This is a genomic window from Croceivirga sp. ABH4_376 (assembly GCF_056160685.1).
In genome coordinates this window covers 112,491-128,305 of record NZ_JBSWXQ010000001.1, presented here as the reverse complement: position 1 = coordinate 128,305, position 15,815 = coordinate 112,491, and the positions used below count along the sequence as shown (strand labels likewise).

General features: G+C 36.2%; 7 protein-coding genes. 2 read left to right on the top strand and 5 right to left on the bottom strand.

From position 1 onward, the window contains the following. Both ACXAGS_RS00505 and ACXAGS_RS00500 read left to right on the top strand, forming a co-directional pair. Complete coding sequence (locus ACXAGS_RS00505) at nucleotides 1-1,983, top strand: hypothetical protein (RefSeq protein ID WP_474903635.1); 1,983 nt, start codon at nucleotides 1-3, stop codon at nucleotides 1,981-1,983. Then, complete coding sequence (locus ACXAGS_RS00500; RefSeq protein WP_474903633.1) at nucleotides 1,967-5,965, top strand: DUF2194 domain-containing protein; 3,999 nt, start codon at nucleotides 1,967-1,969, stop codon at nucleotides 5,963-5,965. The genes ACXAGS_RS00505 and ACXAGS_RS00500 overlap by 17 nt, the downstream gene beginning before the upstream one ends. Nucleotides 5,966-5,969: 4 nt before the next feature. Here the strand turns inward: ACXAGS_RS00500 and ACXAGS_RS00495 are convergent, their stop codons facing one another. The 5 genes from ACXAGS_RS00495 to ACXAGS_RS00475 form a co-directional block, all read right to left on the bottom strand. Further along, the gene (locus tag ACXAGS_RS00495; protein ID WP_474903631.1) at nucleotides 5,970-7,085 is read right to left on the bottom strand and encodes an efflux RND transporter periplasmic adaptor subunit; all 1,116 of its coding nucleotides are present in this window, start codon (nucleotides 7,083-7,085) and stop codon (nucleotides 5,970-5,972) included. Between the two features lie 3 nt (nucleotides 7,086-7,088). Beyond that, on the bottom strand, nucleotides 7,089-11,414 hold the full coding sequence (locus ACXAGS_RS00490; RefSeq protein ID WP_474903629.1) for a CusA/CzcA family heavy metal efflux RND transporter: 4,326 nt from the start codon (nucleotides 11,412-11,414) through the stop codon (nucleotides 7,089-7,091). Between the two features lie 72 nt (nucleotides 11,415-11,486). Further along, the gene (locus tag ACXAGS_RS00485) at nucleotides 11,487-11,885 is read right to left on the bottom strand and encodes a hypothetical protein (protein ID WP_474903627.1); all 399 of its coding nucleotides are present in this window, start codon (nucleotides 11,883-11,885) and stop codon (nucleotides 11,487-11,489) included. Between the two features lie 66 nt (nucleotides 11,886-11,951). Then, nucleotides 11,952-12,434, bottom strand: a complete 483-nt coding sequence (locus ACXAGS_RS00480) for a hypothetical protein (RefSeq protein WP_474903625.1) — start codon at nucleotides 12,432-12,434, stop codon at nucleotides 11,952-11,954. 72 nt (nucleotides 12,435-12,506) lie between these two features. Beyond that, nucleotides 12,507-15,725, bottom strand: coding sequence for a WD40/YVTN/BNR-like repeat-containing protein (locus ACXAGS_RS00475; RefSeq protein WP_474903624.1), 3,219 nt, complete (start codon nucleotides 15,723-15,725; stop codon nucleotides 12,507-12,509). Nucleotides 15,726-15,815: the final 90 nt, after the last annotated feature.

The following is a 15,815-nucleotide window of genomic DNA, read 5'->3' as shown; positions in this document are numbered from 1 at the left end:
ATGTTCGATAATTTTTTAATAGCGCCATTTAGACTTATCCTATTGTTATTAGGCCTATTGATAGTGCATCAATTTGCGGTAAGGCAGCATTTACAAAATTATACCTACTCTTATTTTGTAAGACGAACCGCAATATATGGGGCTTCATTAATACTGGGTATGTTTGTTTTAGTACAATTGAACATGTACAGTACATTTACCCTAATCCTATTATTATTTGGAATTTCTTTCTACAGTTACTTCAAAATTGGTTCTTTAATAAATCCTAGAGGAAAAGATAAAAATCTAAAAAGGCGTATGCTGATTACATTTTTTATTTTCTTAGAAAAAAGAGAACGTAGTTTTAAAAAAATATGGCAGAAAGAACTTAAGAATTATTTACCAAAACAATTTCATAAGCCTACATTGTTATTATTAAGTATTGGTTTTGTAGCTATTCTTATGCGTTTTGGTTATGTAGATTTAGATAGTTACACCCTATCTAAATCTTGGTTAGAATCTTTAGATATAGTAAAAAACTTTGACGCTAATTTTTGGCTTATAGATGACTACCGTGTGGTAGGGGAGTTGGCACTAGTTAACGTATATGCAAAACTAACGGGTATAAGTAAAGAGATGGCGCTGTATACTTTTGGTTTTATAGAAGCCTTTATGCTTTGTGCGGTTATTTTTTATCTCATAGCAAATTTTACAGGGTCTAGGTGGAGATTGCCGTTTGTAGGAACAATGTTTTTTACTTCAGTTTTTTATTTATTACCAGTAAACCCGAATGTTGTAATGGAGCACTCTCCTATCTACTTAGGCTTGTTCTTTGCTCTTATGTTTTTTGTTTTTCTGTGTAAACCAAAGGAGATTGAACATTTTGAGGCAAAGTATTTTTTGGTACAGTTCTTATTGGCCGGTGCCGTTGCCTTGATTAATTATTACGTGCTCTTTATGTTAATGCCAATTCTATTGGTGGCATCCCTGGTAGATTTTGGAAAGAATAAAAAGTTTATAGTAAAAAGTGTTTTAGCGTATTTGTTCGCGGTACTACTTATGGTAGGTATAAAGTTATTGGTATGCTATGCTAGAGAAATTGATGTTTATTCGTTTTTTACCAGTAATATATTGAGTGTAGATACGTATTCTTACTTTCCAACTATATTGGTAGATTTTAATACGCTATTATTACTCTACCAAATTACGGCAGGTGTAGGGTTATTAGTACTTGTTTTTTTAAGGTTGAATAAAAAGAATATTGGGCCTAACCTATCGTTTACCATTTTCTTTTTATTGGCATTTAATATTAGTGTCATGGGCTTTAAATGGATGGATATTGATTTATTCTTTAAAGCACTTATGGTTCTTTACCCTATACAGTTTGCAATTTCTTTATACGCTGTTTTACGCATGTTAGATATGGTTTTACTTAAGAAAACCTCTTGGGTAAAAATTAAAAGAATTAGTACAATTGTAGTATTAGCTTGTTTAACCATTACCACCTTTATGGTAGATGCAACTAATACTACTACCGCTAAAACAGGAGCAGTAAAAAAAGAAATTGTTAACCTGTATGACAAGTTGTACCGAAATCAATTTCAGAATAGCTACATCGTAGTAAACAATTACTACGGATATAAACTAGCGCAAAAAGAACATTTGTTCTTATCACATCAACAGTTTATTACGAATTATGCCCAAAGGGATTCGGTGTTTTATGCCAAGAAAGCTTTGGGAGATGCGGTAGAATTTAAAGAGGATGAGATTCTACCAGAAAGTGTTTTTGTTGTGGTTACTAAAGAGAAAACTTCAGAATCACTGTTTCATACGCAAGAAGAAGCGTATGCTGGTATAGAGGCGTTACTTCAGGAGCTTAAAGCTAGAGGACGCGCCGTAAGAACCTACCACGAAACAGAACATTTAAAAGTTTTAGAAATAATCAATGCGCCTAATCTTAGTAGCATTAACGAAATGATATTTAATTATGACCAAGGGATTTAAGTTTTTATGTCTTGTTTTGGTATTGGTTTATGGTTGTCAACCAGGTAAAGATTTACAAAAAGATTGGAGTAGTGTTAAACGTAATAATACTAATCCTGTATTAGCCTATATTGGCCAAAAGAGCAATACCTATACCAACTTAGCAAAGGTTACGGACTATGCTAAATTACCATTAACCACAATTGGTGCCAATCAATTTAACTTAACAGCAAAAATACCTGCCGCTGTAAAACTACTATGCGTTTCTAACTCGTTTGAGTTAAATGAAAGAGCTGTAGATACCTTACATGCATTTGTTGCCAGAGGCGGTAGTCTCTTTTTGGTAAATGTAAATGCAGATGAACGCATGGCGTATTTAATGGGTATGGATCCTACGTACAAATTAAATAGAGACCAATCTGCTAAAGGTTATTTTTTAAAAGAAGAGTTATTTCCAGAAAGTAAAGGAAAAGTACATCCTGGTTTAAATTATGTACATAATGGTTTTGCGGCAGATAATTTTAAAGACGATATAAAAGTTTGGGTTACCGCTAAAAACAATAAAGCTTACCCTTTAATTTTTGAACATAAGATTGGTAAAGGAAAAGTAATTGTACACAATACAGACGATAATTTCTACAAGGTTTCTAGAGGTGTATTGTTTTCTAGTTTGCTGCTAGGTTTAGAAGGGATGCCTTACCCTGTTTCTAATGTAGCCAATGTGCATTTAGATGATTTCCCTGCGCCTGTTTATAATATTTATAAGGAACCTGTAAATACTAATCAGAACATAACCATGTCTAAATATTTTACAGATGTATGGTGGCCAGATATGTTAGCTTTAGCAGAAAGGTTAGAACTTAAGTACACGGCATACCCAGCCTTTGATTACAATTACAATGTAAAGCCTCCTTTTATTTTTACAGAATGGGAAGCTAACAGGTTTAAACGTAGTGGTTATGAAGAAGAAATTAGTAATTGGTTTGGTAGGCAGTTACTAAAAAATGGTCATGAACTGGGTTTACATGGTTATAACCATGTTTCCTTGACCAAAGAAGAATGGCCCAATCAAGACTATATGGTAACGGCTTTGAATTCTGCAGAAAAAAAATGGAAAACGGCAAAATTTGGTACGCTGCCAGTCTCTTACGTTCCCCCATCTAATGTTATAGATAGTGTTGGCTTGGCCAAACTAGAAGAAGCCTTCCCTACTTTAAGGTACATGCAGAGTCAGTATTTTGGAGATTTTGATAGAGGTAGTAATAGGGAATTTGATCCAGATAGGTGGAATCCCCATTTTTTTGATTATCCAAGGATAAGTAGTGGTTTTGAAATTTCGGACGACTTAAAAGTGGAAATACACTCTTTGTTTTTATTCACTGGAATATGGAATCACTTTTTGCATCCAGACGATGTTTTTCAAATACCAGATGGTTCTAATAAAAAGACAAGTGGTCATTACACCTATAGAAATGCTAATCAATTACCCTGGCGAACTAAGGACGGCAAAAAAGGTTTGTATGAAACTTTTGAAGAAGAACTACTTTCATTTAAAAGTAAATACCCGTATACCCGCTTTGTTACCGCAAAAGATGGTTCTGAATTTACTATTAAATGGCGCTATGCAAAATACGAACACACAGACGAGGATGGGGTACATATGGTATTTTCAGATAGTTATGGTCAAGAACAAACAGAGCATCTTTGGTTTGCTTATGTACCAACAGAGAAGGCATCACAATTTGAGCAAGATTTAACAGGGAACATTTTAGAGTTCACAAAACTTCCTATTTTAAACGGTCATTTATACCAAATAAAAACGCACGACCCATTTATTGCTGTAGGCCACTTAAAAGCGAAGACAGGAGAAGAAGATGCTGCAGTTGTTGCTAGAGTTACGGCAGAAAGAAAAACCTTTAAAGACTTTAAATTTCAGTTTTTGCCCTTAACCATGAAATTAGAAAAATTGGTGAACACAGGGGAATATGGAAAGGCAGCGGAAGAGCTGGAAAAGCATGTTACGGCCGGTAATAAATTGACGGCCTCTCTGTGGAAAAAGTATGCAGACCTTATGTTAGGCGCCAACAGACAAGAAGGCATGTGGGATTATTTTGATACCTATTTTAAAAATTCTGAAGATGCCGCTTTTTTACATAACGTACTGCAAATTGGTAAAGAGCATGGGTATAATAACATGGCCGTACAGAAACTTTGGTTTGATAGAATGCTTAAAGCAGAACAAGGCAGTACAGCTTTTACAAAGGAATACATTGCCGTGTTTTACACAGAGGGCAACCTTAAAAATATTAAAGAAGCGTATAGACAATTAAGCAAAGTTTCTGGAAGTGCAGAACACCAAAAAGCATATGTAAAGTTTTTACTAGACAATAAAGATGCCGATTTAAATACGGTATTGGCAAGTATTGAACCATGCCAAGAAAATTACAGGGATATAGCAACAGAATTGGCTTGGTATTATGCAGATGTTTTAGATTATACCAATGCCTTGGATTGGGCGTACTGTTCAGAAGCTATAGATAAGGAGACTAAAGATTTTTGGTTTTTAAAATCTACACGTTTTGAGGCCTTAAAAGAAACTAACCCAGCGGAATATTACGGTATTTTAATTAGAACCGATGAGGAGATGGCTTATGCGGAACTTTTAAATAAATCATATTGTGCAAAGGAACTGGTGCCTATCGCTGATAAAATAGCGATTCTCTTTGGTAATAGAGAAAATTACAAAGGAGCTTTAGCATGGACAGACTGCGCAACGGCAGTACCCGTTAAAGATTTGCTTACTTGGAATTACGAGGTTAGACGCTACACCAAAATGAAACGTATCTATCAAGAATACATGGATTTATATCCAGAGGATAACGAGGTGCGTTACCATATGGCTACCTTATTAATGTACACGGGAGATTTAAACAGCGCAGCAACTATAACTAACGAAATTGCAAGTGGAAAAAACTACATTGAATTACGGGGTAAAATCAATAAAAACATAGAATACCTGCCCACCCAAGAACAGATGTACTTGGTTGGTAAGTATCCTAAACTATTTAGTGATAATACCAAAGCAGGATTGCGGTCTAAAGAGCGACTTTTAGAGGGGAACGATGTTTTTTTTAAGGGCAACTCTATGAATGATAGATTAGACCCAACCGTACTTAATTTTAAAGGGGGGTATAATCTTAGGGACAAAAAAAATAATATTCATGCTTTGGCTGGTGTTAGGGGTTTTGTGTACCCTATCAATTTTATAGGAGATACGTTAGATAATGAGGAGCGTAACTTACTGGGCTTAGAATATATCTTTAAGAACGATAGGAATAAGGAATACGATTTAACCTTAAGTGCAAGGATAGAAGGGGATAACTTTAACAATACATTTTTCCACGCTGCTGCCAATATTAGTTTTGCTAAGCAGAAGAATTTTTATAGCAATAAACTGAGTTTTAACCCGGTCCCTACAGGACCCGGATATGTACGTGGAATTTATATGGCAACCGTAGAAAGTTATAATGAATTAATGCTAATGCCCAAACTTACCCAAGTGATTAACCTTGAGGGTAATTACTTTACTGATGCTGCTTTTATGGCTACGGGCACGGCAAGAACTACTTATAATGTTTTAGATGCAAATGCTAATTGGCAAATGGGGCCATTAGTAGAAGCATCTTATGGTATTGCAAGTAAGGACCAAAGAGATGGTTTTCCGTATTGGTTAGCAGACAAACGTTTTATTGGCGGTGGGGGAGTACACCTTATTATTGGTAAACAAGACGGCAAATTTTACTTGGATAGCAGCGCAACTTATTTTTATGAAAATCAGAATCAGCCAAATTTTGAAAGGTATTTAGCTAATTTAAATGCCAATTTGGGAAGATACTTTACCGTAAGTGCAGGGGCTGAATTTTATACTATAGAAAACTTCTTTTCTAATGCTTTTAACTTAGGGTTTACCTACCATTTAAAACCGTTTAAATATAATTTTTAGATTTCTATTCCTGTATTAACTCAAAAGCACCATTACTTAAAAATTGAGTGTCATCTTCAAAGTATTGAGCATTCAGAATTTCAACATAACTATTACGTCGTGAACCAATGGTTACCATTTTTTCTTCAAAGATGTAGCTACCATTCTTATGCTCTAATAACACCAAAACACTAAATTCGCCATCTTTTTCAACTACAGCATTCTCTGGTAGCGCTAATGCTTTCTTAGAATCTATTTGTATAGAAGCCTCAACAAACATTCCTGTTAGCAGCTCATTTTCGGTTTTCGGGTGACCGTGGACCTTTATAGTTCTGTTGGCTTCATCTACTGTGGTTCCTACTAGATAAACTTCAGCATTGTAATGTGTATTACCAGTTTCTGGTATGGTAAAATCAATGTGTTGGCCCTTCTTTATTTTTAGCGCATCTTTTTCAAATACAATTAGCTCTAAATGTATATGGTCATTAGCTACAATTTGAATTATCTCTGAACTTGGTGAAACGTAGCTTCCTTTATTTACATTAACCTGAGTTACGCTACCAGATATAGGAGCAAATAAGGTGCTTTGTGAACTAATTGCACCAGATTCAACTGTTTTAGGCGAGATATTTACCATTTGCAGTTGCTTTTGTAAAGTAAGGTAGCTGGCTTTAGCCATTTCGTAATTGCTTTTGGCTTGTAGAAAATTCTTTTCAGAAGTTATATTTTCCTCCAATAAGGTTTTGTTACGTTCGTATTCAGATTGTAAAAAGTCAAGATTATTGTAAACCGTTAAATACTCTTTTTGTAATTGTATAAATTCTTGATTTTCAATAGTAACCATGGGCTGCCCTTTGGTTACTTTATCGCCTATGATTAAATGTGTGTTTTTAATGAAACCACCTAATGGCGCAGTAATAACGGCCTTATTTTGTGGTGGTACATCTATCATACCTGTGGTTTGTACGGTAACCTCAAAATTTTGTTCAGATAAAGTACCTAGTTCAAAGTTATTCGTGGCTATTTGCTCTTTGGTCAAACTAATGCCAGAAATGGCATTTGTGTTGGTTTCGTTTTCATTTTTAGTGCCGCAATTCACTAAGAATAGGGCTACTAGTAAATATTGTAAATATGTTTTCATGACTTAATTACTAAAAGATAAATAGTTAATAGAAATAAGGGTTTGATTGTATTGGTTTAATGCTTCCAGATAGTTGAGTTCTATGGTATACGCGTTTTCCAAGGTTTGGATGTACTGGAAAAAATCTATTTCGCCATTTTTAAAACCAGCCTGTGCTACTTTTAAAAGCTGTGCTGACAAAACTTTACCTTCGTTCTCATAATAGGTGAGTTCTGCATTGTATTGGCGAAGAAGGTTTTGCTTTTCTTTCTTTTCTTTCTCCAATGTTTTGCTTAATAAAATGTTTTCTGTGGCAATAATATCAGCTTGTAACTTAGCGGCTTTAACTTTGCTTTTTTGACCAAAGAATAACAAGGGTAGCTTTATACCAAACTGAACCCCATATAGCGTATTGTCTAATTCGTTATTAGTGCCTTGAAAATATTCCAAGCTTAAATCGGGTAAAAAACCTTGATTTTGAAGACGTTTTTGAGCTATGCTCAGTTGATGTCTATTTTCTAAATATTGCTTTTCTAAACCAACGTTTAGGTCATTGCTATTGAAATCTAATCTACTAGGGTTTTCCTTTTTAATAACTAACGAGTCTTTGCTTTGAACTAAAAGTTGTAACTGGAGCAATTGATTTTTGACTTCTTGGCTAGCTTTATCCTTTTGTAGCGTGATTTCTTTTTGTTTGGCTTTTGCCGTTACGTTCTCCAAGTAATTGGTTTCCCCAAGTTCAAAACGTCTTCTGGCAGAATAGGCAAATTGGGCATAAATACTGTCTAACTTTTGGTATAACGCTAATTTTTGCTGCTGGGTTTGGTAATTGTAATAAGCCTGTTCTAACTGTTTTAATATCTGTTTTTGAGTGATTTGATAAACCGATTCTTGAAGATTTTCGTTTAGTTTTTGCGTCTTGTTCTTAGCGGCATAAACCGTAGGAAAACTAAAGGTTTGCTGTGCCCCAAAAACATTTATAGGTAAATCGTTTCTAGCAATATTATTCTCATCGTATTGATAATACACCTCAGTTTTTTCAAAATCAAAGGCTAAGCCCCTATCTGATTTTGCCTGTTCCACTTGTAAGGCTGACGCTTTTAAAGTTAGGTTGTTTTCAATAGTCATTGCTTTTAAATCTTCTAAGCCTAATATTTCTTGTGCAGAACCTGTAAAGGGCAACACTAAGCATAAACCAACAATAAGTTTTTTTGATACTTGTAATCTAGTAGTGTTTTTAAACGAATTGAAATAGGCATAAAGTACCGGTAACACTACAAGGGTTAATAAGGTTGCAGAAACCAAACCTCCAATGACTACGGTAGCTAAAGGGCGTTGTACTTCGGCACCTGCTCCCGTGGAAATTGCCATAGGTAAAAATCCTAAAGCCGCAGCAGAAGCTGTGAGTAAAACGGCTCGTAAACGGTCTTTTGTTCCTTGTTGTATTAAGGCTTCCATGGTATCGAATTTTTGTTTTTTTAAATCTTTAAAATGCTCGATGAGTACTATTCCGTTTAAAACGGCGATACCAAATAAGGCAATAAACCCAACTCCTGCAGAAATACTGAATGGCATTCCTCTTAACCATAGCAACAATACACCACCAATTGCTGATAATGGAATTGTTGCAAAAATGAGTAAGGCTTCTTTGACTGATTTAAAAGCAAAGTATAGCATTATAAAAATGAGTGCTAATGCTATGGGAACTGCTACAAGTAGGCGTTGTCTTGCACTTTGCAAATTTTCAAATTGTCCGCCATAAGAGATGGTATAACCCACGGGTAGTTTAACATTGGTATTTATTAATTGTTCCACATCATCAACAACTGATTGTAAGTCCCTATTACGAACATTAATCCCCACAACAATACGTCTGCGGGTATCGTCTCTAGAGATTTTAGCTGCTCCTTTTTGATAGGTAATTGCAGCTAATTCACTAAGTGGAATTTTGTTTCCCGTAGGCGTGTCTACATACAAATTTTGTAGGTTGGTAATATCTTTACGGTGGTCATCATCCAGGCGTACCACCAAATCGAATTGTTTTTCTCCTTCGAAAACATTGCCTACTGTTTTACCAGCAAAACCCATGGAAACCATTTGGTTTAACGAAGCAATGTCCATTCCATGTTGCGCTATTTTAGCTCTGTTATAAGTTACATTCATTTGAGGTAAGCCTTCTACCTTTTCTACGGTAATATCCGCTGCACCTTCTACTTTTTCAATTAGTGTTTTTATTTCATTGGCTTTGGAATTAAGAACGGTTAAATCTTCTCCAAAAATTTTAATGGCAATATCTGCTCTTACTCCAGTAATTAATTCGTTAAATCGCATTTCTATGGGTTGGGTAAATTCTACTTCCATGCCCGGTAGAATACTCAAGGTCTCTTTAAACTTATCGGCAAGTTCGTCTTTGGTTTTTGCAGATGTCCATTCTGATTTTGGCTTTAGTACAATTATGACATCGCTTTCTTCCATGGACATGGGGTCTGTAGGTACTTCTGCCGCACCAATTCTACTAACCACTTGTTTTACCTCTGGAAAAGAATCCAATAAAATTTGTTCTATTTTAGTTGTAGTAGCTACTGTTTTTTCTAAAGAAGTACCAGTCTTTAATACGGGTTGTATTACAAAATCGCCCTCGTCTAAAGTGGGCACAAATTCTGAACCCATGCTGCTAAACAAAAGAATAGTACCCACAAGTAGGCCAGCAGCTATAACCAAAACCAATTTTTTCTTTTGCAAACCCCACTCCAATATAGGTTCAAATCTTTGGCTGAGCCAATGCATTACTTTTTGAGAAATTCCATTTTGTTTTGTTGATGGTTTAATAACTAAAGAAGCTAATACTGGTACATAAGTAAAACACAATACCATTGCACCAATTAAAGCAAAGCTAAAAGTCAGTGCCATAGGTTTGAACATTTTACCTTCAACACCGCTTAAGGATAGAATGGGGATGAAAACCAATAGAATAATCAGTTGGCCAAAAACAGCAGAATTCATCATTTTAGAAGCTCCATCAAAGGTGATTTCATCTTTTTTAGCTTGAATTTCAGCTTTATCACCTGTGTTTAGCAGCTTTTGATTTTTAGTAAATTGAAAGGCTATAAATTCCACAATGATAACAGCCCCATCTATGATAATGCCAAAATCAATTGCACCCAAACTCATTAAATTAGCATCTACACCAAATAAATACATTAAAGAGATTGCAACTAATAAACATAGTGGAATTACCGAGGCAACTACCAAACCAGACCGCCAATTGCCAAGTAATAACACCACTACAAAAATGACAATTAAACAGCCTAAAATTAGGTTTTCGGTTATTGTAAATGTGGTTCTTCCAATTAAGTCGCTTCGGTCTAAAAAAGCGTTTATGTAGACTCCTTCTGGTAACGATTTTGATATAGAGGCTACGCGTTTTTTTACCGCCTCAATTACATTTTTAGAGTTAGCATCCTTGAGCATCATTACTTGGCCCAGTACTTTTTCGCCTTCGCCATTACCTGTAATAGCTCCAAAACGGGGAGCTCTACCAAAACCAACTTGGGCCACATCTTTAATTAAAATAGGCTTGCCATTTCTATTTTCAACTACAATGTTTTTTATATCGTTTAGATTGGTGACCAAACCTTCTCCACGAATAAAATAAGCCTGATTTACCTTCTCAATATAACCGCCGCCTGCAACACTGTTGTTGTTTTGGAGCGCAGCGAATATTTTGCTGGCGCTAATATTTAAGGCATTTAGTTTTTGAGTAGAAATAGCCACCTCATATTGTTTTAAATAACCTCCCCACGTATTTACTTCTACTACTCCAGGTATTCCGGATAATTGTCGTTTAACAATCCAATCTTGTATGGTACGTAATTCGGTTGGTGAATATCGATTTTTAAATTCTGGTTTTACATCTAGAATATATTGGTAAATTTCTCCAAGACCTGTACTAATAGGACCCATTTGTGGACTGCCAAACTCGCTAGGAATGCGTTCTTTGGCCGATTGTATTTTCTCAGCGATGAGTTGTCTGGGCAAATAAGTGCCCATTTCATCTTCAAAAACAATGGTAACTACAGATAAACCAAACTTAGATATGGAGCGAATTTCCTTAACGCCCGGTAGATTGGCCATTTCCAATTCAACGGGGTAGGTTATAAATTGTTCAATATCTTGGGTTGATAGGTTTCTAGACGTAGTAATTACCTGAACTTGATTATTGGTAACATCGGGCACTGCTCCAACGGATATTTTGGATAACGAATACAACCCAAATCCTATAATAAATAGGGTGAATAAGATAACAATAACCTTATTCTTGAAACTAAAGTTGATGATATACGAAAGCATGATTCATAGAAATAGATAATAGTGAAGACTACGAGTAAAGGTCATAGTCAAAAAAAATAAAGGAAGTTGATTCTATGAATGCTTGGGTGGCTGCAATAAGCCGTAGGTTAAATCAAAAGAATAAGATATCTGATAATAAAAATTAGCCTTTTTTGTAATTAAGGGTTCCGTTAAAGAATTGTATGGAAATCCGGTAGAAACAATAAAGTCTAACATAGAAGAAGCATGGCCCGTATGTTGAAAAGGTAGTTTTTCATGGTCAGATTGCTCCTCTTGATGTTTTTGGTTATGTTCTGTCTTTAACTCGCCATAATGTTTGGAAACAAATTCTAAAAATGTATCTCCATAGGTTTTATTATGATATCCATAGTGCTCAATTAGCGCATCAATTTCCAACAAGTCATTTAAATGTATGTTGAGACTCTGAAGTAAAATCAGAGATGAAAGCACTAAATAAAAACACCTTGACATACCTTAAAATTACAATTTAAAGGGACATTAATTTTATTTCCTACTAATTTATAACTAGTCTTAATTTTAGTTGGTTGTGGATAACTCATTAATCATTATTTGAAAATCATATTGCAAATCTTCGTGTAGGCTACTTATTTTCTTTTGGGCCAATGCAAGTTGACGCTCATAGGTGTTAGTGAGTACCTTATTGCGTTTAATGGAAGGTTTTATGGTTAAAAGCTTTTTGCAAAAGTATATTAACAGCTCAGCTTCGGTTTCCTTTTTGCCAGAATACCTAATGTTCTTTTTCAACCCTTTTACTATTTTTCGAACACTCTTTTTTATATAGAAGTAGCTGGTAGTGTTTATCTCTGCAAACTGATTGTCTAGCTGTTGTTTTACTGTTTCAATGTAGCCGTCTTCATCGTTTTCAAAAAATAGAAGGTACGTAAGTAATTCTTTGTTTTCCAATTTAAACCGGCCCAAACGCAAACAAAATTGCAGTAGTTCTTCACGGTCTAAATGTTGAAGTTCTTTTTTTAGTTGTGCAAGGGTAGCTGCTTTCATAGGCTAAAAATAACTAAAAGAAATCCCCTTCTTTTTGAAGAAGGGGATTATTTAAATATAGATTTAGTCTTTCTATTCTTCTATAATAGGTGCTCCAATTGCATGTAACTGCTTTTCCAAAGCTGGAATTTTTGCAACAGCGGTATTCACTAGTGGGGCTATGGCATTTAACTGTTTAGAAGCCCTATCAATTGCTTTGCTGTGATTGCCCGTTGGTCCGTAAGTTGTACTAAGGGCTCTTCTGCCCAAATATCGTACGTCGTTGGGAGTCGGGGCTTGGTTAGCACCCACTTCATCCTTACTCTTGCTTCCATTCAATTGAATTTCTAGATTGTTTAATTCTTTCTTTAGGCTGTATAAAGAATTTGCTAAGTTGGTAGGTTGGCTGTCTGCCAACAAGAATGCGCGTTGCATGGCGTCTAATCTTTGCTGCGCCTTATCTAACTGTAAATTAGTTTTATTTAATTCCAACGTAAAAGCATCATAACGCTCTTTGAATGCAATTCTTTCCGTGTTAGAAATACCTTTTAATGCAGGCTCTAATAGCGGTACAACTTCAAAGCTTTTTGGGCCTGCTAATTCTACTAGGTTACCATTATCCATTTTAGAAAGACTAACCGTGTATGTTCCCGGTAATACTTCGGTGCCTCCAAATTCTCTTCTAGGCTTCTCAAGAGGAACTATTGATTTGTTGTTGGTAGATAAATCCCAAGTTATTCGGTTAAATCCTTTCTTGGGTTTTGTGGTTAAGGTCTTTACCACATTGCCTGAGTTGTCTTTTATAGTAAATAAAAGCATTATGCCTTCTTCCGTAGCTTCCGCATCTAAGGCATCCCAACCAGGAAAAGGGATGTTTTGTTTGTTTTTACTTAACTCTTTCTCCTTATCCTTACGTAGGCCTGCTAACGTTTTGTATTCGTCTCTAATAAAATACGTAAACGTGGCACCGTATTTAGGGTTTTCCGCGACATACTGATTAGCTCCTTGGCTGCTTACATCATCAATTTGATTGTACCAATACGCTTTTCTAGTATCAAATAGTACGGCTTCGTTGTTAGCTAAGTCGGCAGTATTTAAATTTCTTAGCGCACTATAATCATCTAAGACAAAGAATCCACGACCAAAAGAAGCACCTACTAGATCATTTTCTCTACGTTGAATAGCAATATCCCTAAATGAAATGGTAGGTATACCACCCTCTAGTTTAATCCAATTGTTACCGCCGTCATTGGTAAAATAAATACCAAATTCCGTAGCCAAGAACAATAGGTTTTTATCTACATGGTCTTGTACCATACGCCATACCAATAATTTATTGGGTAGGTTTCCGGTAATAGATTTCCACGTTTTACCGGCATCTGTACTTTTGATTAAGTAGGGTTTAAAGTCGCCATTTTTATGATTGTCTAAAGCGGCATAAACGGTATTGGCATCGTGTAAATCTGCTCTAATATCATTAACAAACGCATTTGCAGGCAGTCCTTTAAGGTTTTGATAATTGAATTTTCGCCAATTGGCACCACCATCCTCAGAAACCTGAATAATACCATCGTCTGTACCAGCATACAATAAACCTTCTTGTAAAGGTGATTCTGCTAACGAGGTAATTGTGCTGAAGGTAGACATTGCCTTTAAATCCCAAGGATTGTCCCAGCTTTGCAAGCCGCCCATAATAGGTTGTTTAATACGCTCCAAACCTTTGGTTAGGTCGCCAGATATGGCTGTCCAATCGTCCCCTCTATTATCTGAGCGCCACACTCTGTATGAGGCCACGTAAATGCGTTTAGGGTCGTGAGGACTAACTAGAATAGGCGCATCCCAATTAAAACGCTCGTAGGGTTCACCTTCTCCTGCTTGTGGTTGAATGTACACACTTTCACCAGTTTTATGGTCTATTCTAAATAATGTTCCTTGTTGAAATTCACCGTAGGTGATATCTGGATTTCCCGGCTCAATTGCGGATTGATGCCCATCTGCCCCTAAAACTTTTTTCCAATCGCGATTTAAAATACCAGCTTCGCGCATGGTTCTAGAAGGTCCTTTGTGGGAGCCATTATCCTGAGTTCCGGCATAGATATTATAAAAGGGTTCAGAATCATCTACAGCTAACTTATAATATTGGGTTATTGGCAGATTGTCAAAATAACGCCATGTTTCGGTTTCGTCATACGTTTCGTAAAGGCCACCATCAGAACCCATTAAAATATAATTGGGGTCATTTTTTTTAAAAGCCATTGCATGAACGTCGCTATGGGTTTTATCCCTATTCATTCTACGGTAGGTTTTACCATGGTCATCAGATACCAAAACATAATTGTTCATCAGGTAAATTCTACCTTCATGGTGTGGGTGGGTGTAAAGTTCTTGATAATAATGAGGGCCTGTTCCTCCAGAAACCATATCGGACTGTTTGCTCCAAGAGCTTCCTCTATCCCTAGAAATAAATAAACCACCTTTGGTACGGTCTAACTCAATTGCTGCATAAATAATATCTGGATTGAATGGAGAAATTGCCAATCCAATTTTACCTAGGTTCGATTTAGGTATACCGTTGGTCAGTGCTGCCCATGTTTCACCACCGTCCGTACTTTTGTGCAATCCAGAACCAGGCCCACCACCCATATAGGCAGCAACGGTTCGGTGTCTGTCCCAAGTGGCAGCGTATAAGACATCTGGATTTCTAGGGTCTATCACTATATCAGTAACGCCGGTCCATTCTTCGTTTCCTAACGTTTTTTTCCAACTAGTGCCACCATCTGTAGATTTGTAAAGACCACGTTCGCCACCTTTACTCCAAAGTGGGCCTTGGGCTGCCACCCAAATGGTGTTAGAATCTTCTGGGTGAACTATAATTTTTGATAGGTGTTCTGTTTTGGAAAGTCCCATGTTTTTCCAAGTTTTACCAGCATCAGTACTACGGTAAATACCATCGCCAAAACCTACATGGCGGCCACCAACATTTTCACCTGTACCAACCCAAATAGTATGCGGATTGTTTGGGTCTATGGTAATACAGCCAATTGAATAGCTTGCTTCATTGTCAAAAATAGGCTCCCAAGTGGTGCCTGCATTGGTTGTTTTCCAAACGCCGCCAGAACCAACGGCAGCATAAATAATACTTTCATTAGTTGGGTCTATGGCAATATCGGCCAAACGCCCTGATGTGAATGCAGGACCAATATTTCTAAATTTTAGACCTTTTAAATTTTTGGAAGACAAGGCATCTTCCTTTTCTTGGGCAGAGAGTAACAAAGTACAGCCCAGAAATAGGAGTAGTGTAATTTTTTTCATTTTCTTGAGTCGGTTATTATGAGAATTAAGCCAATAATTTACAAGCAATTATGTAGGACTGCAATTTTAAAGCCCCACTTTAGCGTTGAA

Excerpts from the sequence above, each read along its gene's own strand:
- ACXAGS_RS00505 (WP_474903635.1), top strand. The coding sequence starts at position 1 with ATGTTCGATAATTTTTTAATAGCGCCATTTAGACTTATCCTATTGTTA.
- ACXAGS_RS00500 (WP_474903633.1), top strand. The coding sequence starts at position 1,967 with ATGACCAAGGGATTTAAGTTTTTATGTCTTGTTTTGGTATTGGTTTAT.
- ACXAGS_RS00495 (WP_474903631.1), bottom strand. The coding sequence starts at position 7,085 with ATGAAAACATATTTACAATATTTACTAGTAGCCCTATTCTTAGTGAAT.
- ACXAGS_RS00490 (WP_474903629.1), bottom strand. The coding sequence starts at position 11,414 with ATGCTTTCGTATATCATCAACTTTAGTTTCAAGAATAAGGTTATTGTT.
- ACXAGS_RS00485 (WP_474903627.1), bottom strand. The coding sequence starts at position 11,885 with ATGTCAAGGTGTTTTTATTTAGTGCTTTCATCTCTGATTTTACTTCAG.
- ACXAGS_RS00480 (WP_474903625.1), bottom strand. The coding sequence starts at position 12,434 with ATGAAAGCAGCTACCCTTGCACAACTAAAAAAAGAACTTCAACATTTA.
- ACXAGS_RS00475 (WP_474903624.1), bottom strand. The coding sequence starts at position 15,725 with ATGAAAAAAATTACACTACTCCTATTTCTGGGCTGTACTTTGTTACTC.